At 45.5% G+C, this 23912-nt stretch carries 8 protein-coding genes and 1 pseudogene; 2 read left to right on the forward strand and 7 right to left on the reverse strand.

What is annotated here, in order from left to right:
• Positions 1-41: 41 nt before the first annotated feature.
• On the forward strand, positions 42-1286 hold the full coding sequence (locus AAEY75_RS00155; protein WP_197217288.1) for a DUF819 family protein: 1245 nt from the start codon (positions 42-44) through the stop codon (positions 1284-1286).
• A 233-nt stretch (positions 1287-1519) separates the two neighbouring features.
• Positions 1520-4087: an excinuclease ABC subunit UvrA gene (gene uvrA, locus AAEY75_RS00160; RefSeq protein WP_352257597.1), complete on the forward strand. Its 2568-nt coding sequence runs from the start codon at positions 1520-1522 to the stop codon at positions 4085-4087.
• Positions 4088-4199: 112 nt separating this feature from the next.
• On the opposite strand, the gene AAEY75_RS00165 is transcribed toward uvrA, so the two are convergent.
• The 7 genes and pseudogenes from AAEY75_RS00165 to AAEY75_RS00195 form a co-directional block, all read right to left on the reverse strand.
• The gene (locus AAEY75_RS00165) at positions 4200-5600 is read right to left on the reverse strand and encodes a reverse transcriptase family protein (RefSeq protein ID WP_197217284.1); all 1401 of its coding nucleotides are present in this window, start codon (positions 5598-5600) and stop codon (positions 4200-4202) included.
• Between the two features lie 3 nt (positions 5601-5603).
• Complete coding sequence (locus AAEY75_RS00170) at positions 5604-7856, reverse strand: hypothetical protein (protein ID WP_352257599.1); 2253 nt, start codon at positions 7854-7856, stop codon at positions 5604-5606.
• Positions 7853-15505 (reverse strand): HEAT repeat domain-containing protein, encoded by a 7653-nt coding sequence (locus AAEY75_RS00175; protein WP_352257601.1) that lies wholly within the window; start codon positions 15503-15505, stop codon positions 7853-7855. The genes AAEY75_RS00170 and AAEY75_RS00175 overlap by 4 nt, the downstream gene beginning before the upstream one ends.
• Positions 15506-15576: 71 nt before the next feature.
• Complete coding sequence (locus AAEY75_RS00180; RefSeq protein WP_352257603.1) at positions 15577-18984, reverse strand: BRCT domain-containing protein; 3408 nt, start codon at positions 18982-18984, stop codon at positions 15577-15579.
• Between the two features lie 631 nt (positions 18985-19615).
• The gene (locus AAEY75_RS00185) at positions 19616-20359 is read right to left on the reverse strand and encodes a proteasome-type protease (RefSeq protein WP_110923480.1); all 744 of its coding nucleotides are present in this window, start codon (positions 20357-20359) and stop codon (positions 19616-19618) included.
• A gap of 36 nt (positions 20360-20395) precedes the next feature.
• Positions 20396-21181, reverse strand: coding sequence for a transglutaminase family protein (locus AAEY75_RS00190; protein ID WP_110923479.1), 786 nt, complete (start codon positions 21179-21181; stop codon positions 20396-20398).
• Between the two features lie 951 nt (positions 21182-22132).
• Positions 22133-23719 (reverse strand): annotated as a pseudogene (locus AAEY75_RS00195) (circularly permuted type 2 ATP-grasp protein); the annotation flags it as partial.
• Positions 23720-23912 lie beyond the last annotated feature (193 nt).

Here is a 23912-nt window from a genome sequence, read left to right on the forward strand (position 1 = left end):
ACTGATTTACTTTTGCCCGTTGTAACACTTGGAGCACCTTGATGTCTGCCACCTCAAATTTAGCAATTGATAATTTGCCATTAGCTTTTGGCATCATCATGGCCATTATTGGTCTGGTTTTTTATACCCAAGGCTTACCGGGTAAGTTTTGGCGACGGTTTTATGCGGTACTACCAGGTATTGTGTTGTGCTGCTTTATACCAGCCACTCTGAATAGCTTAGGCGTCTTCGCTGATGGTATTGGCTCACAGATTTACGGTTTTACTGCGACTTATTTACTGCCAGCAAGTTTGCTGTTGATGACCTTATCGATGGATGTGCCCAAGATATTGGGCTTAGGTTGGAAAGCGATCGCCATGTTCTTCGCTGCGAGTATCGCCATCGTCATCAGCGGTCCAATCAGTTTAGGAGTGGCTAAGTGGATATCGCCTGGTATGTTCACAGATGACACGCTATGGCGCGGATTTTCAGCGGTGGCGGGTAGTTGGATCGGCGGTGCAGCCAATCAAGCCGCGATGAAGGAGCTATTCGGGGTCAGTGATGATTTGTTTGGTATGATGATTTTGGTTGATGCTACCAATGCCTCATTATGGTTATTGGCTATCTTGGTGATGGCAAAACACAGTGACAAGATAGACCGTTTTCTACGCGCGGATACCAGTAGTATCGATAAGGTTATTAAAGCCGTCGAGAGCTATGAGCGTGATCATGCGCGCCCAGCAACCATCAATGATTTGATGGTGATGTTTGGTTTATGTTTTGCGATGGTCGGAGTGGCGCATTTCGTCGGAGGACAGATTGCAGGGTTTTTTGCCCCATACAAATGGGCAGTACAGTATAGCTTTGCCAGCTCGTTCTTTTGGATGGTGGTGATTATCACCTTAATAGGCGTCATCTTTTCTTTTACTAAGATTCGCAGGCTTGATCATGTTGGTGCATCAAAAATAGGCACGGTATTTATCTTTGTATTAATCGCCGCGATCGGTATGCAAATTAATCTGGCCGGTATCGTCTCGCAATGGCGACTATTACTAATCGGTCTGTTATGGATGAGTATTCACATCGTGATTATCTTTGCTGTCGCTCGACTCATTCGAGCACCGTTTTTCTTTTTGGCGGTTGGCTCCAATGCTAATACTGGCGGCGCATCCTCTGCACCAATTGTGGCAACGGCTTTTCATCCGTCACTGGCTCCTGTCGGGGTATTCTTGGGTATTTTAGGTTATGCGGTAGGGACATTTGGTGGTTATATCAGCACGCAGCTGATGCGATTAGCCGTGTCTTAATCTCCCAGTAACCATTATCCTGATAGTATTTTTTGCTAAATAAACCCGCATTAATTGCGGGTTTATTATTATTAATGATTGGGTGACTTGAGTTATCGTTTTGTCTATCTATGCTATTGATACGTAAGCCTAGCCATAGCCTTGCATGAGTACGTGTTAACCTTTCTGCTAATTGAATAAAGACAAATAGGCATGTTAGGAATAAACAAAAAGTTAATAGGAACAGTAGCACTATGGCAAACCCAAAAAAATTAGAAGAAAAAACAAGTATAACAAGCACAGTAAAGAACGCTCTCTATAACCCTGACCAAGAAAACATTCAGGTCAGAGGCGCACGCGTACACAACTTGAAGAACGTCGATGTTGATTTACCTCGTAATGCGCTGGTGGTCTTTACAGGTATATCCGGCTCAGGTAAGTCGTCATTGGCATTTGGTACGTTGTTTGCTGAGTCACAACGCCGCTATCTTGATTCGGTATCCCCTTATGCAAGACGACTCATTGATCAGGTCGATGAGCCAGATGTTGATTCTATAGAAGGGTTGCCACCAGCAGTCGCACTACAGCAGAAGCGGGGTACACCTTCAGTGCGCTCGTCCGTGGGTAGCGTGACGACGATATCCAATGGTCTACGCATGCTGTACTCACGAGCAGGAGAATATCCGGCAGATCAAGGAATACTATATGCCGATGCATTCTCTCCTAATACGCCAGATGGTGCTTGCCCGACTTGTTCAGGTATTGGCCGCGTGTTTGAGGTCACTGAAGAGTTGCTGGTCCCAGACAATACCAAGACCATACGCGAGCGTGCGATTGCGGCATGGCCACCAGCGTGGCAAGGTCAAAACCTCAGCCGTATATTGACCACATTGGGTTACGATATTGATAAACCATGGCACACATTGCCGAAAAAAACACGCGACTGGATTTTGTTTACGGATAATACGCCGACGGTGCCTGTCTATCCTGAATACAATATTGAGCAAACGCGCGATGCGATTGAGAAGGGCGAAAAGCCAAACTATATGGGTACTTTTACCAGTGCCAAAAACTTCATTTTGCACTCTTTTGCCACCACTCAAAGCCCACGTACCAAAAAGCGCGTCTCGCAGTTTATGCAGATATCTGAGTGTCCAGAATGCCATGGCAAAAAACTAAAGAAAGAATCGCTATCGGTTAAGTTTGCAGGATTGGATATAGGCGAGCTATCACAGTTAACGCTAACAGAAATGGCGGAAAAATTAGAAGTAACCGCTTGTACCAAGGTAGCTGATAACACGCCAAACCGCGAAAAAGCCATCGTCGCCCAGCGTATCGCCAGTGACATTCTCTCTCGTGTTGAGGCGCTGACAAGGTTAGGGTTAGGCTATCTCTCGCTTGAGCGTACCACACCGACGCTCTCTCCTGGCGAGTTACAGCGGTTGCGCTTAGCTACTCAAATTCGCTCGCAGTTGTTTGGTGTGGTCTATGTTCTTGATGAGCCATCAGCTGGTTTACATCCCGCTGATACTCAAGCATTGTTAGGGGCGTTAGATGAGCTAATCGCGGCTGGTAACTCGGTGTTTGTCGTTGAGCATGACGTGAGTGTCATTAGACATGCCGATTGGGTAGTCGATGTCGGGCCAAAGGCGGGCACGCATGGTGGCGAGATTGTCTATAGTGGTCCTACAGATGGACTTCGTGAAGTTACGCAGTCGCATACTGGTCAATATCTATTTGCCAATGCTACGTCTAACGCACAGTCAAAATCTAGCACAAGGCAGCCAGCAGCCTGGCTCAAGCTTGCCAACATTGAGCGAAATAACATAACAGGATTAGACGTTGAGTTTCCGCTTGGGGTCATGACCAGCGTCACAGGGGTCTCGGGCTCAGGCAAATCAAGCCTTGTCAGTCAAGCGTTGGTAGAGCTTATCAATGAAGCATTGGGACAAAAGACAGTTACAGAAGCGCCTATTGGTGAAGCGGATTTGTTAGAGCAAGAGCTTGAGTCAATAATTGGTGGTGAAATCGTCGCTGGCATGGAGCACGTCCGTCGGCTTATTAATATCAATCAAAAAGCGATTGGACGTACACCGCGCTCTAACTTGGCAACCTATACGGGTTTATTTGACGATGTACGTAAGCTGTTTGCAGCCACCAAGCAAGCAAAATCTCATGGCTATGATGCTGGCAGGTTCTCCTTTAACACCACAAAAGGCCGCTGCCCAAATTGCGAAGGCTTAGGGTTTGTCAGTGTTGAGCTGTTATTTCTACCAAGCGTCTATGCGCCTTGTCAGGTTTGTCATGGCCAACGCTATGACGAGGATACGCTGGCAATCACTTATCGAGATAAAAACATCGCTGAAGTATTAAACTTAACGGTTGAAGCGGCTCATGAGTTTTTCGTTGATGAGGCACCTATTTTGCGTGCATTAGAGGCATTGCTACAAGTTGGACTTGGCTACTTACGTCTGGGTCAGCCTGCCACCGAACTATCGGGCGGGGAAGCGCAACGGATTAAGCTTGCCACTGAGCTGCAGCGTGTGCAACGAGGCGACACGCTATACATATTGGATGAGCCAACCACAGGTCTACATCCTGCTGACGTGTCTATGCTCATGACGCAGTTAAATGGTCTCGTCGATGCGGGCAATACCGTCATCATGGTTGAGCATGATATGCAAGTGGCTAGCAATAGCGACTGGATCATTGATATCGGGCCAGGGGCAGGAGATGCGGGCGGAATGATTGTTGCTCAAGGTACGCCATATGACGTTTCTCAGTCAAAAGACAGCCGTACTGCACCATTTTTATTGGTGTAATGGCGCTATATTTATATCAGTGTCTTTACATCAGTAACATGTAATGATGTAAAAATGAGTATTAGAAATAGAATTTTTCTAATACTCATTTTTTATAAATATAAATAAATATCTATGCAGATGTCTCTTGCTGCACGTGCAAACGCTCAATTCTATCTAGATAACTATGTCCCAACTCTGGCTCTGCCGAGGCTATCCAAGCAGCATATCCTGACAGCGTATTTAAAGTCTCATCGGCGCGTAATGTGCCGCCTGACTCTAAGTTATGAACGGCTGCTCGTAACATGCGCTTGATTTGGCGTGATACCCTTGGCACACCGCTACCGTTAACGACCATGCCAGTAACATTATGCTGATTACCTGTACGAATCACACGTGTCTTGTCATTATTTAGTGCAAAGCCTTCTTCTCGCAATATTTTATTCACTGATCCTAAGAGCTGACCAATCAATTGGTTGTGCTTAGTGTCTGAATCGCTCTTTGCAGTGTTGGATTTCTGATTGGATACTGGCAAACTAAACGTTAAATCATCGGCATAGCGGCTATAGCGCAAGCCAATTTTGTCAGCCAGTCCCGTTAAGCGTCGATCTAAATTTAAGCAGACGATATTGGATAGTGCAGGGCTAGTAGGTGCACCTTGTGGCAAAGCTCTATCACCCAATGCCACATAGTAGGTAACGCCATCTTGTTTGATGATTTGTCTGGGTGCTTCGGTGCACAATAGCGCCAGTAGCGTGGATATTTGTTCTTGATAACCGGCATGACGGAATACGCCTTTGACGCGGCGCCAACTGACACTAGGAAAAAAGTCTTTGACATCCAGCTTAATAAGCAGCTCGCTATTGCTGTGTACGGCTGCATTGGTCACGATGGATTTGCCACGAACAAAACCATGTGCGGCATCATGCGTCGTTAAGTTGTTTAAGACTTGATTCAAAATCCAGCGCTGTACAAACTTCAAACGCGGTATGGGCGACCAAATTTGACGCGCTGTTCCATTGCGCTTGGCAATAGTGAAATGCGAATAGGCCAGATTGGTTGCGACGTCCCTTTGATAGCAGAGTCCTTTCAACTGGGGCACGGTTAGGTTAACTGCGTCTGCCAGCTCAGTATGCTTGTTGAGTAGTGGTAATTTATTTTCAATAAGCCGATTGGAAGCGTCTTTGATATCCCATTTATCGGTACTGGTGTCATCTGACCAGTAAACTTGGTGACCAAGATGGACAATATGATGGGCTTTATAGGCTTGCCACGCTGATTTCTTGAGGATTCTTTCTTCTGCTGCCTCTTTTTTCAAGGCTTTTTTATAGCGATCCCGTTCTTTTGGGCTCATATTATCGACAGGTTGGCGATCTACCATAAAGCCGTTCTTCACCAGCTGCTGCTGAACGTATTGATAGCGTCCGCCTGCCAGCTCAATGTCTTGCCATAGTTGCTGCCACTGTCGCTCAAAGGGCGTGGCATTAGGCACAGGGGTTATATAATCATTTTGCTGCTCTGTCTGCGTCGTCATACCTTACACCCCTTGGTTTTCGATAAAGCCTTTGGCTTCAAATCTGGCAATATGTTGTAAATAAGCCGCTTTGGCTTGAGCAGGTTGGTTAAACACAAAGTGCTGATGCGTACTGTCATCGCCCGTGGTCTGCTCAATCGTTATTTTTTTATGTGCAATGGTCAGATAGATATAAGTAATACAGGTCTCATCTGTTGCGACCACAGCCTTTTCTTTTATACGATCTTTTATATTTTCTGCTGTATTATCTAGAGATGGTTCTGATAGCTGCGCCAATGCAGATAAGTCCATCACCAAGCCTGAAGATGCTGTGATAGCCTCGTTTTTATACTGAGTGGCAGCTTTAGTGGAATGGCGAATAGAGTGACGAATAGGGTGATGAGCAGGTACACGCTGACTCAATATGCGAGTGTCATGCCAGCTGTCATTTTTGGCAGTGGTACTGTCGTAATTGTTGTAACTGAGCCTTAATGCGATGAGATGTGCACACACACCTTGTGTGAGTCGGTGCTGTAAATACTGCGGACAGCTACATTCTGCTCGGCTGACCAGTGCTTCATCGCCCAGTTGCAGCTGACTGTGGTAAGTACGTCGATCCTCTTCAACATAGATATCAGCACTGATGCTCACGCCTTTAGTAGCGACGGTCTCGACAGAGAACTTCTGCACGGCATCCGCACGGCCAATCAAATCAAAGGCCTGTTTTTCTGCCTCATTGTGATAAGCAAACTGCGCCATATCAAGCGGTGTCTGCGTCAATGGGCGATAGTAATAGCTCCCTTGCGCGATATCATAACGAATCAAGCCTTGCTGCGTTCCTGCTAGTAGCCACTGTCGCACTTGGGCTTGCGTGATAGGTGCTGATTTTAATTCTGACTCTTGCGTTGATAGCTGCTGGGTCAATGATTCTACCGTACTTGGGCGGCGAGTAAGAATATCAACGACCTTTACTAAACCACTATCAGTACTTTCTGCTACTTGTTCACGTGCTTGCTTATTATCCGCGCTGAGTGTGTTTTGCTGTGGGCGCTTGGGTAGTAACAAGTCAAAGTTTAACGACTGTGACCAATTGGCTTGGCTAAAGCCTGTCATAGCAAAGGTGAAATGAAAGCCTTTGCCTTTTAGTGTCCAGTAGCTTGGCATGCCTTGACCCAGTAGCGATACTGAAACGCTGTCAGTATGTGGCAACAGACGTTTTAATAGGCTGAGACGACGGCGACCCCATAAGCGAATCAGCTTCGCTTGTTGACCTTGATAGGGCTTTTGCTGTTGGCTGACTTGGCTAGTAACAGTGATGTCAAAAGGCTCTAATATAATCACTGGCAGCTGCTGAGGTCTAAGCTCAATCAACAATCCTCGGCGTTTGCCTTTGATATCAGCATGCATGCGCAGCTCAAACAATACGTTATACAGTGCGATTGGATCAAGATGAATGGTGTCTTGTGGTAATTGACCTGCAGACTGTACTTGTAACAGTGCTCTGATCCAGCTTTTAGGCACATTAATGCGCTTTTCTATGATCTGTTTTTTTACGGTGGGCGTGGCCACTGTACTATCAGTATCTGCTTCAGCTGTCTCTGGCATGGTTTCGAGTAATTGTAAGCCGACCGCTTCATGACCAATGTCTAACATTGTTTGCTGATGGTCGCGAATTTTCTCAATACCGTTAAACAACGCCGCACTATAATCAATACTTGTGGTACCAAGGGTAGCTTCGGCACTTTGCTCAAAAATCTCATTGGTTAATGTCAATTGAGCATAGCAGCCTTCATCACGGCTAAATACCTCAAAGCTAACACCTTGCTCATGCACCTGAATAATCGGGTCCAAAATACAAAAAGCCAGTGGGTCATTGTCGAACAACCACGTGAAATAATCACGCTGCGCAGTAAATAGGTTTTTATTGCTGCTGGCACGGCGCATCTGCATAAATACCGTGTACGCTGAGCGGTCTTTTGGCACATAGCGATAATCACTACTCACCACATCAAATAAGGCTAGCAAACTGTCACGAAAGACAAGGGGAGATTTGACCTTACCGTGGAAGTTAACCTCCGATCGATTCAGCTGAGCAAATAGAGCCACATGCTGAGTGTGTTCGGTCGTTTGCGCCTCCGACAATGAATCTGACGATTCGTTAACTTGACTAATCTGGCTAGGTGCGGCGTAGTCCAACTGCATCATCAGGCCATCAGTGTTTGCTACTACTTCTGACTCTGTTTCTGATGCTTGGTCTAATTGATTGTCTATAGTCATTGACTGTCTCCTTCACCCTGATTGCTTTTTTGACTGCTGTCCTGACTATATGCCAACGGACGCTTTTGCTGCGCTCGTATCATGGCACGTTGCCAGCGGCGTAGTACTTTATAAGCAAGCTTCTGAATGTCTGAATTTTCATGTGCCATGAGCGTCGTCAGCCATTGTTCAATATTTGGATCATGTAGCTGTCCAAGCGCTTCAATGGCACGGATACGAACCGTCAGCTCCATGTTGTCATTACTCGCACAATGATAGAGTGCATCAGCGTCTTTGGCTCTGATCCACTGTAGTAGCTGCTGATTGATTGGTATCTCGGTAGACGAGCCCTTATGTTTTAGCGCATTCTTTACTACCGTTATTATGGATTTTTGGGTAGATGTACCGCTTTGTTCAATACGAGCAATCACAGTTCCTAGCAAGGCTTGGTTGTCATAAGTAAGCTGCGATTGAGTTGCTGTCGAGACAACGCTCAACGTTGGCAAGATACTTGATAGCACCTTATCTTCAGCGGCAGGTCTAGCCAGCAATGCTAACAGCGCTTGCTGCCACCAACCGCTAACAGTCGTAGAGAGCAGTGGAATAGAGGTGATGGTCAATGGTTGACGAGCATCATTGAGCCAATCAAGCATTGCCGCGATCTGCTTAGTAGCCGCTTTGTCGACAGCGCCTTTGGCAGTTGTAATGGCTATATGACGCATGATTAGCCAAACCAGTTGTCTGATGGTGCCACCCACTTGCTCAACCATATCAATCCACTGACTATTATTGATGGTCGTTGGACTGCAGTTGATGGTATCGATAAGCGTATGCCATTGCTCGCTTGCAGTGTCAAAACGCTGCTGCAACGTCGCAACCATTTCTTTGTCTAAATAGCTAGTTGGATATTGGGTCAGATAGCACAGTCCAATATGCTGTGTCAGTGTGTTACTACTGCTAATCAACGCGGTAAGCTGCGATGTTGGCATGTCTTGCTTGGCCATAATGGCATTTTGCAGTGCCATCAAGGTGTCGGCTGGTAAGTGCGCGCCATACTGGGTGATAAATGCTGCCAGCTCATCGATGCTGCTATTATCAATGATACGCTTTAGACTCAAATGCTCAGTCTCTTCTATAAAGTCATTATTATGGCTTTGGATGGCTGCCCAATCATAAGGATAAATCTGCGTCGCAAGACTGCCCCACGTTTTCTGTGATGCCGTATAAGCCGCCATGAGCACAGCACGATCTAGGTTGTTTTGCTTTAAGATATCTAAAATTAATGCTTTATTGGCATCGCTATCATTCATCTGCAGTAGCCATACCGCATGCCTTTGTGGACGGAAGAATATGGCTTTATCGATATGAATGCGTATATAGTGGCGTATTTCTTCCCAAGCAGGCGTTGTGTTGAGCCAGCGCAGTCCATTTAACCAATGGACAATGCCGGGATTGGTGAAATGGATTGCGGGGTCTGACAAGTGCGATTTTAATAGCTCAAAAATATGCGGGCTATGTTCAAAATCACCACCTTGTGCAAGGCGACCCAAGGCTTCGCTAGCCACGTCTTGCAAGTAATGTTCATCATCTTCGGCCAGTTTGATTAACTTATCATAGGCTTTGTATAAAGTATGAACCTGTAAGTTTTGATCAGCGTTGTTCACAGGCGCTTTGGCATTAGGCGAGTTATCACTTTGGTTTTGATGGTCACTGCTGCCTAGCAACTCGCCAATGGCTAACACACTGCAACTGCGGAATTCAGCATCAGGGTTGTAATCTATCGTTGCCATCAAGATATTGACCCCATCAGCGTGACCACACTTAGCCAGTCCTTCAGCCGCGGCAAATTGCACATCAGCGTCTTTATTGCGTAGAGCGTTTTGTAATGAGGCAATGCTGCTATGTCGTCTTTTGGCTCGATATGCCAGTGCCTCGACCAATTTAAAGGTATGGTTAGCTGGCATCTGCTCGTAGGCTAGGGCTAAAGCAGTATCAATGCGTGAGGATAAATCGCTATCGCCCGATTGTACCCATGCCAGTGACGGTAATAGCTGCGCGGCAAGCGCATAATCACTATGATTCATAAGCGTAGTAAACAGTGACAACAAGACTTGCGAGTCTCTAGGGTGCTGACGTTGTAACCAGCGCGTGTCTTCACGCTCCTCCAAATAATCCTCAATGTTTTGATCGTAACCACTGATTTTTACTAAGGTATCAAATAAATATTTACGCTCTTCTTTATTTTTTTGCGGCGTGTGCTCAAACAGACTTTCTAAACGCTGTAGTAATGGCGCCACGAGATTCGTGTTACGTAGGTCAGCGATATCCCAATAAATAAACTGCTTAGGTTTGTTGATATGTGGATCATCAAGTAAGGCTAATAATCGTAAGTGCGCTTCATTGGCGACCTGTTCAGCAGTCGCAATATCAAAGCTGCTATTTAAACGACCCTCTAAAGTGTTCTTATTGATGAATTGGTACGACGTGAGTGCCTCAGTAAGTAATTTCCAGCTACGATATCTCTCATTACTGGACTGAGCGTCTTCAGCAAAATCAAATAAGCTATCAAATAGCGTGCTGTCCGCAAAGAGTACGTCATGAAACTCGACCAGTTGACTCAGTGCTTGATATTTTGCATTCCAATCATCACTCTTCACAGCGTGCAGCAAAAACGTCAGTTTGTCTTGGCGCTGCACTGACGGCGATTGACTGTTTGCAAAGGGCGTGACGATGACTTGTTTCCATTCAGCAACGATCTGAGGCAGTAGCGACTGACAATAGGTCTGTAGCCCAAGTAAGCTAGCAGGCAGATGGCCTAGTCGGCCTTTTAGCAGCTGATAGGTCTCTTCTGCTAAGGTGTGATTATTGATTTTTAATAAATCAATGAGTTGTTGATCAGCCCTACTACTGACAGTAGCTGTATCCGATGGTTTTCTTTGCTGCTGTACGGCATTATTATTTGCGGTATCTAGCAATAGATCCAAGCCGCGTTTGACCATATCACGGTAGGGCGTGCTCATGGCATAGTCAGCCAGCTTTTTGGCAGGCATGTCCAGTTTATACAAGCATGCCCAAGCCAACTCACGAGTGTCAAAACTACTGTGGTTGAGTAGTGGCAACAACACGCGACTGGTACTATCTCGCCAGTCCTCATCGTTATTAGTGTTGTTATTGGTGTTAAGCTGCGATGATTGAGTAGCAAGCCACATTAGCCCTCGCATGGCTTGGTCTGTGGTGCTGCTATTAGTATAATAATCATCGCCTGCGCGTATGACACCAATCCAAGCGCCAAAAGCAAGGGACTGGTATGGATAATGCACCTCAGAACTATCTTGTTTGTCAGTAGGAGAGCTACCTACTGTTTGCGCATCGTCGTTTGAAACATCCTGAATAGAAGCTGATACAGGGTGAGCACTTAACAATGCCTGCAAACTGCGTTGCCATTTTTGTAGTGTCTCAAAAACATCGTCCTCATCGTCATAATAATCATGAGCGAGTAATTCAGATAAGTTGCAGATAACATCGATAGTTTGGGCGCGTACCGATGGCTGCTGATGGCAACTGAGGTTGGCGAGCTGTTGTAAGTTTTCGGTACTGACGGTTGTCAGAGTACTTGCTCGGATAGAGGCCGTATTATTCGACTGTCCTTTAACACCACCTTTATCTACCATGTTTGGCATGGCATCCATCATCATTGTAATGACTTCAGAGTGAGCGGATAAAACACTGCCTAATTTACGTGACAAGTAATCACTTAGGTACTGCCACGTTGACGATAGTGCTGGCTGGTTATTAGGGTGTTGTACGTCATTTGGGTAACGAGCGAGTATATTGGCGTAGACTACTGCCGTGTCATTATCCGCAAAGCTTAGGGCTTCTATCAGTCGGTTAGGTCGACCAGTGCTAGTAGTGTCTGTTTTAGTAGCTTGCAGGCTATCTTGCCAGTCATCTTGTAAGTTATTAAATATCAATAACAGTCTGGCTGCTACTGCATAGGACTCTGACTCAAACAAAGGCTGTAATTGCCGTGCATGTGTAATACCTAAACCGTGCTGCGCTTGTAGCCAATGCGTAGGCGTCATCGGTGCAACAAGCGTACTCAGATTGTCTGTCTCGTCTCTTATGTTATGAGTAAGGAAGTACTGCCCTCGAGCATCACCCAAAATAGCCAAACACAAACTGGCTGATTGACTGATAATGGCGCGCTCATCTTTTTGCCATTTCACCAGTAGATCAATGTCCTCAAAAGAAACTATCTGCGTAATCGTTGGTGCAAGAGGTTTAAAATCAGCATCAGGGTGGTGTAGATATTTAGCATACCAACCTAGCGCATCATGCTTTGATGGGTATGCCAGTTTAGACAAGCCAAACAGCGCTTGGCTAACATGACTGTGCCACTGGGTATAGCTATCACTTTTCTTACCTTGAGAGGGCATAGGCAGTTCTAGATAGTGTTTAAAGACTTGATACGCTTGTTCATCACTCCGCTGTGCCTGTTCTTCGTCAGTGTATAAGCGTGATTGACTGGCCAGTAGTTGAGCGACTGTTAGCTGTATATCAGGGTAAGGGCTGTTGAGGGCAGCGGTAATCAATGCTTCGTGTTGATTCGGTTGATCATCGGTGCCGTTTTTATTCGCTAAAATAGTAGGCTGTAAGTCTGTCAGCGCCAAAGCAACCGTCAAGGCTTGCTTGCGCAGCTCAATACTGTCATCAGCGAACATAGCCACTAGAGCTGGCATCAACTGTGTCAGCTGAGTCGTATTCGCTCTGGCTTGCACTGTCGTAAAGGCCAGTTGCTTGGTATCAGCATAAGGGCTGGCAAGCGCATTCAGCATTACGTCAGCAAACCCTAAATGCTTGCTTTGCTTAAGTGCGATGTCAAAGGCTTGCTGACGAATAGCGGCAAACGTATCTGCAAAGAACAGGGTCAGGACAGCTTGATTGGTCTTTTGGTGGCTAGTTTCTTCAGTGTTATTGGCTTTATTCGTTTTATGTTTCGATGTCATCGACAGCAACAGTCGTTGCCATTCTTCTATCGCCACTTGATGCACATCTTCAAAGAGGCTTTGCTGCAATAGCTCAATGATGTCAACGATGGCGCTGTCAGATGACTGCTTAAATTGGCGGTTTAATAGAACTTTAACCACTTCTAACCGAATGCTGGTAAAAGGATTATTCAATGCCTGTAGCAGTATGTCTGTCATCTCTGACGACATCTGAGCGCTTTTATCACTGCTATCACCACTATTTGCGCTATCTGGTGCAACATGCTTTAAAAACAGCGCTAAAGACTGCTCGTGAATATCTTGATGTTTAGAAGCAAAACCCGTCGCTGCCCAGGATAATGCATTGTCTGACAACTTACCATAGGCTTGCATGGCGACTTGGCGCACGCCAGCGTCCTTATCATCTAGTAATGTCGGTAGGACTGCTTTGGCGTCTTCTATATTTAAATGACCAAGCGCGGTGGCCACACCAGCACGGATGATGGCGCTGTCATCATGGCTCATCAGACTAATCAGGGTGCCAAACGCTCGTTTGTCTTGTAGGCAAGCCAGCGCATAAGCCGCTCGGAAACTGATATCTTCGTGACTATTGCTTAAGCTTTGTAATAATGGCTCTAACGTGTCATTGCTTAGCTTTATAGATTCAGCAGCAGGCTTCTTGGATTTGGCCGTTTTAGCCTTACTCTTAGATGCTTGGGTACTATCTGCTTGCGAGATAAAATCTTGCGTAGATAAGGTTAAACGTATTGCCTCATCGGATTCTGATTGTTTAACACTCTTATCATTGGTCGCTGTGCTGCTAGCATTATCTAATAGCGTGCCACGCAGTAAGCGAAAGTCATCAAAATCAGTTAGGGTACGTAAGGTTTGCGTGTCACCTTGCTGTTTCAACGCCTCTATCAATTTAGGCTGAGACAGCAATGAGACGTAAAACGCCGTTTGCCTAATCTCTGTATTACGATGATGCTGTAGCAGCATCAATTGACGCGAGACTTCAAGGTGATTTAGCATGCCGCGCTGATACAGACGAATTAACCCTGATTGGACAATGTCTGATTGATTGCAGTCTAAGGCCATCAAATCTGCTTGCGGACTGTTCTCTGGCAATAAAGTCTCAAGGGACGCCAATGCTTGCTTACGAATATTCGCAAAACTGTGTGACAACGCTTCTCTTAAAATAGGTAAGATGCGGCGCTGGCTGGTGGCATCCTTCATCGCAACCTTTAGGTAACCTTGTAACGCAGAAGCCACCACTTCTTCGTAGTAACGGTTTTTAAAGGCTTCTTCTAGATAATGCAGCGGGCGCTTTGCCGTACTTGCGCGGTCGGCCAAGGCATGAAAAGCAGCAAGGCGTACTTTTGCACTGTGCGCCGAGCTTAGTTGCTGCTCTAAAACCTGTGCAGTTTTATCAAGATTAGTAGTAGCAACCCACTGTACCAATTGCAATGCTTGATTGGCCGTGAGCGTATCGCTATCAGCAAGTGATTTTTTAACCAGCTCTAATATTTGGTTATCTGCTTGTGCCTGTAGCAGCGCCAAGCCTTCTTTAAACGACACATCATTATTGTTTGAAGTATCTGTGAGCAGATTGCTGATTCTCTGATAGCCATCTTTGATGATATAAGTGACTGGCAATAGCTTGCTATTTTTTGACGTACTTTGAGTATGGTCAATAGGTATGAAACGTAGGCTCTGATCGGCACTGACTACGATGAGCGCTGGTTGTTCAGCGTAAGAAGATAAGGCGATCTGTCGAGCCTTGGTTAGATCCTCTTTACAGCTGTTTGGCTGACCTTTATCAAATGCCCATGATTTGACGCTCTTGTCATCGGCGGCAGTGAACAACCGAGTGTCTGAGACACAAAGCGCCGTGATCATTTCGCTGTGTTGGCTAGACTTGGCTCTATCAACAGGATGCAGATCGCCTTGGATATGAGTACGGTATAAGCACTTATCTGCGCCTGCTGAGAAGAAATACTGCCCAACTGGCTCAAAACAAAGCGCGTTTACTTTACCTTGGTGGAGCTGTTTGCGACTACTTAGATTGAGCTGGGCTTCCTCTGAGGTCCATTGATAGCTACTAACAGCTCCTGTTTTATCTGCTACGACTAACCACGAGCCATCATTTGAGGTTGCTAGCGCTGTTAATGCAGACTCCTTACTTGATGCTGCTATAGAAGACGAATAAGGCTCAATGATGACAGTACTGCTGGCTTGACTGTCCTGATAAGGCCATATCACAATGTGTTTTGGATATAAGATAGCCAACGCATTTTGTAGTGGTGCCATTGCTACAGCACGGCCTATAGCACTGTTGTTATCTTCAGGTGCATCAAGCAAGGATGTAGCACTAGTCTTCTTAACTTTCTTTGCTTGCCAATCCGTTTGATAAAGATGACCATCGTCACCAATCATAACAATAGTGCTGTCATCTATTTTGGTGATGGCTTGCATCGCACAAGGCAGTGCAGTTGTCGATAAGCTAAATTGCTCACCTTGTTGATCAAGGATGTATAAGACCGTATTAGATGCTTGCTGCTGGCGAGTAATAAAAAGACTGCGCCCATCTTGCTTGGTTGTTTTTTGAGTTGCCGCTTGAGTGCTGTTAGCCTTACTGACTAAGCCAATGATTTGACCCCAATAGGGGAGTGTTATTGTTTTCATGGTGTTATCTCAGTTGAGGTGACGTCATATTTTTTTAAGTATCTTTTATCTATATCTGTTTGCAAAAGCCATCAAGCAGATGCCATTGGCTGCATATTTTTAGATAGCTCAGGATAGCGATGCAATAACCGTGTGACAGCAACCAAACACGCATGACGCTCCATCTTGCCTGCCGAGTGCGTAAAGGTGAACAGTGTGGGCATAATGAGCGCCGCAAAGGTGCTGTCAGCCAATGCCACATCACGAAAGGTCTCAATCAATGCCAGTTTGGCACGACTCGCAGATATAGGTTTTAGCGTGATATTGCTATCTGACTCAGTTTGCTCTGATGAGGTTTTATCTGAATAGCGTTGATGTTTTTGCTTACTGCTGTCACTAGCACTTGGCTCTTGCGAACCGCCTAGACGGCCAGGCGGTAGCTCAAAAAGACCACGGCGTAGCAACATTAATAATTGATCAACCTCTGCAGGCAAGCTTGCCAAACGTTTATCTGACTGCTCTGTTATGACTGGTTGTGCGCGGCTGTCTTTGTCACGTACAGCATCTTTATCGGTAGTGTTTGGTTGCCAGTTTGGAGACACGTGACGCGCCTTATAGTGTTTCCATAGCATGGTCACGGCGGCATAGCGTACTTCGCGGTCTGTGCTTTGGGTCAATCGATATAGAGACTGCACATCTTGGAAGTTGGCGTGACGCTGCAGCAAGGTGATGCCGATTTGGCGAGCGACTCGCGCTTTGCTTTCAATCAACGCATTCAGCATGCCAGCATTCAATTGTGCTGACTGAACGTGGTAACGTCGATTGGCAACGGATGGCTTGTCCAATAGTGCACGCTTTAGCAGTTGAGTGATATCCGTATAGGGAGATTCTGCCATCATCAGCCATAGGGCTGGCGTTGGTTGCCACGTCGCCATTTCATACTCACTCAGTAATAAGCCAAATTCTCGCAGCTGGCTATTACGGTGTTGCAATAAAGGAATGACACGTTCCGCATCAAAGAACGAAGAAGGGATAATCGCATCGGGATCGACTGGTCTGTCTGTCAGTGCCATACAGATCTGTTCATGATGATGACTGAGGTAGCTGATCGCAAGCTCACTGATGGGTGCAGTAGCGTCATCTGTTGCCATATGCCACAGGGCGTTGGCACCTGCAAAAGTATCGTCTTCAGACACCTCTCTCGATTGACCGCTTAGCATCTGCAAAAATGCGGTTTCGGAAATAATCTTTAGCGGCGCACCATCGGCGATTAAGCTTTCGGCTTTAACTTGCTTGCTACCTTTACGGCCATTACCGTATAACGGTGAACCATCATCACCGATGACCAAGTAATCTAACTTGCCGTTGACAGCACCACTGATGGCACCATTAGCCGCTTTCACAACTTTTTCGGCCTCGCCACGAGTCATGCTTTGCATCTTGCCTGTGAATAAATAGCGTTGGCCGGTTAAATCTACTTCAGTAGCAGCGTCGCTACTCGAGTCTTTATTGTCAGTGCCATTACTGGAAGCGTTGTCAGTAGAGGCGCCTTCATTACTGTCAAGATATGCGATAAAGTCGACAGGCAAGAATCCTTTGTTAATGCGTTCAATCGCAAATTCGCGGTATACCGCCTGTTCGCTATGGGCTAACTGCATTAACCAGTCAAAACCTAAATCTATCGGCGCAAACCGACGCACATCAGACAGCCAATCCCTCACGTTTTCTGCTAGATATTCATCAAAGGCCAAATGCTTTTGCCAGTTTTTAATAGGGGTGTCAGCAGATTTTAATTGTTCAATATATTCACTCACTTGCCAATCAGGCTCATAGGCAAGTGCATGCCAATAGCTCATATCAAGCGTCGCTGCTGACAGTACATCTTCATCAAACCAATCGGTAATAGTCGCTTGCGATAATGGGTGTAACAATAGTGTTTGCCATACTGCCGCATTTACTTGGCTCAAATCCAAACGTCTGAGCTGGTCCAACGCAAAGTCCATGCAGTCGCTGTCATTACAGTCATTATTATTGTAGTAACTGCCATTATGAGCAGAGAAGTCCTGTTGCTCTGGTATATCTAGCTGCTGGGCAACGCGAATAAAGTATTCAGTCCCTAGCTCTTTGGCGCTATAAAGCTCAGGCAGTTTTTTTATGGCAAATTTTACGCTGTGTGTTCTACCGCTAGTCAATCGTTCAAAAAACCACTCAGGGGTTAAATCGCGCCTTGTAAAGTGTTTGCTAAGTTGTTTGCTCGCGGTTTGATAGTGATGCTCTGTGTCTAACAGCTGACCCCAACCGTTGACACCGATATCAGAAACAGGATCACGACTCAAGATATTGTTGATGGCAAAGCTTCTAATAGGCTCATAATCTGACATTGCCAGTAGCATCAGCTCAGTGAGTGATAAGTTCTGAGCGTAGCTTTTGGCATAGCCAATCGCATACTGATAAGCGGCAGGATAGTGTGAATGGAGTAGTTGTAGCACCACTTGATGCAAGCCCAATGTTTGAAATTTAGACTTTTCAAAATGCGGTGAATTTTCTAATAACCAAACAATCATCTCGTCACGCGCTTTGCTGTGCGCTTGTCCGGCAGATAAATATTGTAGCGTCTCACCACTCACATCACGTAATTGGGTCTTAAAGTCGTGCTTTAGGCTATCGGTTGCAAACTGTCTGACAGCCTCGTTTTTGGCGATAGCCAATAGCTGGATAAGCGGTTCAGGGTCTCGTTGCCACGCTTCAGAAAACGCACGACCTTTTGCATCAAAGAGCTTGCGAGGTGAGCGACTGCTGAATCGATTGACGCCATAATCAAGGCTGTTGTGGAAGCAGATGTGATTGAGCACCCAGCTGCTCGTTTGTTCAGGGCTGCCAGCCGTCATGGTTTCGTCATAGCTGGCGAGTACAGAGACGGCAGCATCAATATAGCCAATTGGCATTTGCTGACCCAACTGCCGCAGATAACGCCATGCTCTGAGGCTCATATAGGTTTTGGTAGCTAGGCTGACCGTAGAATCAGCGGTTTGATTGAAGCGTTGTAAATCAATCTTGGCGGCAATTTGTCCAAATATCTCATAATCTTGAGAAAATTCAGCTTGCTTATAAATGCGCTTCAATCCTTTCCACACACCATAGCTGACCGGCAAAGCTGTAATGGCTTGTTTTAAGATGGTTCTAGAATACGCGCTGCTATCTTCCCAAAGTGCGGTCAATATTAAATGGATTTTGTAACGATCAGGGAGAGGGTAAACGCCTTCGTCTGCCTCAAGCTTGGCAATCATTGCCACACGCTCTACAAACTGTACTTTGGGGTTTTGCTCCCGAAACTGATGACTTAAAATTTTGTCCAAAAATCGCTCAAATGTCAGTTCGTGCTCGGGGATGGGCGACTCAGGAACATCATCAACTTGTGTTGCTAATAAACATGACTTATCAACCAAGCTTGGGTCTTGAGCGTGCCAAGCTTGCTGAATTTGTGCGAAGGACAGACTCATAGAAATTTGCCTTAATTTTTATTTTGTCAGCTTACAATGAATGTTTCGGTAAAATTTTGATTACTATGTAACCGCGTTTTACAAAAAACATCAAGGACTTTTGTCACAAAATAAATAGCTTGCGACACCTACTGTCGCAAGCAAAGAAAGTGGTCAATTATGTATTGACAGTACTAACTGTTATGAGGCACACTTAACGGGTTGTGAGATTTAGCGTTTCACCGTTTACGGTGAGGGGCGACGTTGCGTCGTCCACGAGTCAAGCCATTACATTTTACCCAAGGAAGACTGTTTCAGTCCTGCTAATACCTAGATAAAGGCCCTAGTGTCATTAGCTCGCTGGCGCAATCACGCAATCGTGATTGAGCTAATGCACTAGGGCCTTTATCTAGGTGCAGTCCAGTGAGTCTTCCATGTACCAGGTCATGAGGTAGATTACACAACAATTGAGTGCGACATCATTATGATGGCATTCAAGGCCTTTAAGGCAAAACCGGAGTAGGGCTGTTTATTCAGCGTTACTCCGGTTTTTTATTGCCTGATTATTAGTTGATAATAAAAAAGCCCTTTGCATTAGACAAAGGGCTTTTTTAGTGCAAAAGATATATAAATGGCGTGTTCTTATACTGAGCTATTTATTCCAATAATTATCAGGATACTCAGGTAGCTCAACCAATATATTGCGTAGCGCCTTTGACCACTGCCGACGAATGGTATTGAAATACTCATCATTCTCATCAATACGACGACCTTCAGGTGTCTCTAAACTGTCACTTTTATAAATGACAAAATCTATCGGCATGCCTACTGATAGGTTGGAGTGAATGGTGGAATCAAATGACAGCATTAATGCACGCGCAGCATGCTGAATATCGGTGTCGTATGTGACTGACCGATCCAGAATTGGCTTGCCATATTTACTTTCACCCAGTTGAAAAAAAGGCGTGTCTTTGGTGGCCCTAATACAATTGCCCTCGGGATAAATCATATATAACTCGGGCGGCTGGCCTTTTATTTGTCCACCCAACATAAATGAGCTGGTAAATTGACTACCGTTATCATCATTAGCCACCGTTTTGGCATGGTTCATGACATTACGCATGCATTCACCCACCATTTGTGCGGCATCAAACAGTGTGAGTACAGTATTGAGATTGCTTTCATAACGTTGGTCAATATCATGCTGCAACTTGGTAAATACCGCTTGCGATGTGGCCAGACTACCAGCAGTTTGTAGCACCATCACGCGTTCTCCCTCAATACCATACTGATACAGCTTTCTAAACGTTGAGATATGATCGACACCTGCATTGGTGCGAGTGTCACTAGCGAAAACCATACCATCTTTTAGGCGAATGGCAGCACAATAAGTCATAAAACATCCTTGGTGGTGAACATAAAAGGTATCAGGCTATGATAGACGCGTGACCAGTACCTGACTGTAAAGATTCTCATAGCCGCCGCCCATACGTACACCGCGTACAGGGGCAGTATCTAAGTAGTCTCTACCAATAGCGACGTAGACGTGAGAGCTTGGTTGAAACAGCTGATTTGATATATCAAAGGTATACCAGTAGCCATCTAACCATACTTCTGCCCACGCATGACTAGCCATGTGGTTTTCGGTATCGTCATACAGATAGCCTGATACATAGCGGGCTGGAATATGCTGATCACGTAAGCAGCCTAAAAACACATGAGTATGATCTTGGCACACGCCAGCGCTCGTCGCAAAAGACTCAGCAGCTGTCGTACCTACATGGGTCACGTCCTTTACGAATGGCATTTTCATGATGAGGGCATTGGCCATCGCCTTTAGGCTGTCATGCGTGGGTTTCTTTAGATAAGGCGCTGCAAACTCACGCATCTCTTGTGAACATTTGGTCAATGGCGTTTGTACGGTAAACAGCAGATAGGGGACATGAGCCATATCCTCTAAACGTTGGGTCTCTGTATCAATCTCCACGATACCTGACGCTTGCATTTGCAAATTATTATGCGCCTCATTACGGCTTAGCGTGAGCCAGTCATTACCAAAGCCATCCTTTTGATTGGTCGCCACTTTAGGGAGCATTACCTCCCATTCATGAATAATTTGATGCGGCATCTGCATGGGAGTCATGCGTATATACTGGACACTGCGCTGTGCAAGCTCGCCGTAGTAGTAATTGGTTTGATGGCTGATTTGAAGTTTCATGATAGCTTCCTATTTTTCTGTTTATTTCATATGTATGGTCAATCCCATATAAATCGAATACAGTGTCAGGCTCGCTTAGTTTGCTATTGTTCGTGCCTTTACGTGCCTTCCTTGCTTTCAAACCCTATCGAATTGACTGTATCATTAGCGCTTGTCATCATTTTTCGGCTAGACACCTTGACGCAAAATGATATTAAACTCTTTGCTAATCAGCTCAAAATCACTAAATTTCTTCGATCTAATCATCTGATTGGCCAGACGTGTCAGCTCACGCCAGCGCGTGTTCTCTGGTAGCTCATTGATCCAGTACTTAAATTCAAGACTGACTTCTATTGAGTCCTCTTCCAGTAGCACAGCTCGCTCAAGCTGCTCAAAATGACGCCCTAATTGCCAGAAACAAGTCACTGTCGGGTGCTCTTGTTTCATAGCGGCGTTACATGCATGTAGCTGTAAGGTCGCAGCACGATAAGTACCAGCACTTGAAAGCCGCTTAATCAAATTATATAACTCAGCAGTATCTTTACCAATGACGCCTTTTGCCTCCTGTACATTGTCATCTATCGATTGAACGATGTTCGGTATGATATTTCGTTCCAAATCAGACAGCATCTGCGCTTTCATGGTCTTAAACGATTCATCCGCATCCGCGTCAAAACCTAAATGGCCGATTAAGTGCTTCAGCTGTGATTTTTTGAGATCGTCTTTGACCAGTTTTTTCATGACATCATCATAGTAATACAGGCGCTCACTGTATCGGCCCAGCCATATTAGATAACTGGCAGTGGAGAGTAGCAGAATCATTGGTGCGTCATCTAGCATCTCATAGCCTGCTTCTAGAGGCTGTACACGATCATAATAGTTGGCGTGATCTGAGGTATTGGTCTCTGATGATAAAGGCGAGCATTTGCCAGCTTGACCATTGCAGTTTGGTTTTTTGGTCGAAGACTGCAAGTGACTGTCATCGACGACCCACGTGTCCTTGATACCGCCCCCTTGAGATGAATTGACGACTAAGGAGCCCTCAACCATGGCCACACGAGTCAAACCACCTGGCACAATATCTACCGAGCCATCGCCGTGACTTAGTATAAAGGGACGCAAATCAATGTGGCGCGGTGCAATGCCATCGCTGACAGCAGTAGGATTGGTAGATAGTGAGATAGTCGGCTGAGCAATGAAACCAGCTGGGTTTTCAAGTAGGCGCAGGCGATACTCTTCAATCTCCTTTTTGGTAGAGGTTGGACCAATGAGCATGCCGTAGCCACCTGAGCCTTGGGTCTCTTTTACGACCAGCTTGTCTAAATTATCAAGCACGTATTTGAGCTCGTCAGGCTTACGGCATTGATAGGTTTCTATATTGGGTAGGATAGGCTCTTCATTTAAATAGAATTTAATCATATCTGGTACAAAGGGATATAGGCTCTTATCATCAGCCACGCCTGTACCTGGCGCATTCACGATAACGACATTACCAGCACGATAGGCGCTCATCAGCCCTGAGACACCCAATATCGAGTCAGATTGAAAGGCTAGTGGATCGATATATGGGTCATCAATGCGTCGGTAGATAACATCGACTTGTACCTTGCCACGAATACCCTGCATGTATACCTTACTGTCCTCAACCACCAAATCATAACCATGTACTAGGGGCACATTCATCTCGTGTGCTAAAAAAGCATGTTCATAATAGGCACTATTGAAGCGACCAGGTGTCAAGATGACGATTTGTGGATCGTATTTGGACGTTGAGCTGGCAAGACAGGCTTTGAGACGATTGGGGTAATCGCTGATGCCCATAATAGGAGTGTCAGAAAACATATCAGACAAGAGCGTCTCTGATATTTTACGGCTCTCAAGCATGTATGAGACGCCAGACGGGGTACGCAAATTATCCTCTAATACACAGAACTTACCAGACTCATCACGGATCAGATCGATGCCACTGATGTGTGAGTAGATTGGTTTGTCCAGTTTAATACCCATCATCCAAGGCTCATAGCAGCCGCTGGCATAGACATAGCTGGCAGGCACAATGTCGGCCTTCATAATCGCTTGGTCATGATAGATATCGTGCAAGAATGCATTGAGGGCAGTGATGCGCTGCTTACAACCAGCCTCTATCTGTCGCCACTCACTGGCAGCGATAATTCGGGGGATAATGTCAAACGGTATCATTCGCTCGATGTTTTTGGCATCGCTATAGACGGTAAAGGTGACGCCTTTACGATAAAAGATATTTTCGGCTTGTTCGTTGAGGTAGTTGAGGGCATCCATGTTGATGTTATCAAGCCAGTTGCCAACGGCCTTTGCCACTGGGCGATACTGACCTTTGCTTATCTGTAGCTCGTCGAAGCTTTGTGCTTTATTTTGTGCTTTTTTCTCAGATTTTTCTAAAGTGTCTTTTACTGTTTTTGAAGTAGAGTTTTTGGTATTGGAGTCAGATGCTTTTATGGATTGACTCTGGGTTTGATTTTCAGAGCTTTCTTTGTTTTGGGTGTTATCGGTAGACTGACTTTGAGATGCTGTTTTATTCATAAAAACCTCACGTATTCTTGGTAAAGTTATACTTTATGATGAATACACTGTCTATGCTAAGCCGCGTAGCAATAGTATTGCGCTGAACAGGTAATCTATCTCCTTTATTAACTATACAACGTATACTGATTGATATACAACAAAAGTTAAATAATAGATTTTGAGCAAACTTGACCTATTTATTTAAACAAAT

The organism is Psychrobacter sp. TB55-MNA-CIBAN-0194 (genome assembly GCF_040309505.1).
Classification (GTDB): Bacteria; Pseudomonadota; Gammaproteobacteria; order Pseudomonadales; family Moraxellaceae; genus Psychrobacter; species Psychrobacter fozii.

Bases quoted from the DNA above. Each gene is read 5' to 3' on its own strand.
- AAEY75_RS00155 (WP_197217288.1), top strand. From the start codon at position 42: ATGTCTGCCACCTCAAATTTAGCAATTGATAATTTGCCATTAGCTTTT.
- uvrA (WP_352257597.1), top strand. From the start codon at position 1,520: ATGGCAAACCCAAAAAAATTAGAAGAAAAAACAAGTATAACAAGCACA.
- AAEY75_RS00165 (WP_197217284.1), bottom strand. From the start codon at position 5,600: ATGACGACGCAGACAGAGCAGCAAAATGATTATATAACCCCTGTGCCT.
- AAEY75_RS00170 (WP_352257599.1), bottom strand. From the start codon at position 7,856: ATGACTATAGACAATCAATTAGACCAAGCATCAGAAACAGAGTCAGAA.
- AAEY75_RS00175 (WP_352257601.1), bottom strand. From the start codon at position 15,505: ATGAAAACAATAACACTCCCCTATTGGGGTCAAATCATTGGCTTAGTC.
- AAEY75_RS00180 (WP_352257603.1), bottom strand. From the start codon at position 18,984: ATGAGTCTGTCCTTCGCACAAATTCAGCAAGCTTGGCACGCTCAAGAC.
- AAEY75_RS00185 (WP_110923480.1), bottom strand. From the start codon at position 20,359: ATGACTTATTGTGCTGCCATTCGCCTAAAAGATGGTATGGTTTTCGCT.
- AAEY75_RS00190 (WP_110923479.1), bottom strand. From the start codon at position 21,181: ATGAAACTTCAAATCAGCCATCAAACCAATTACTACTACGGCGAGCTT.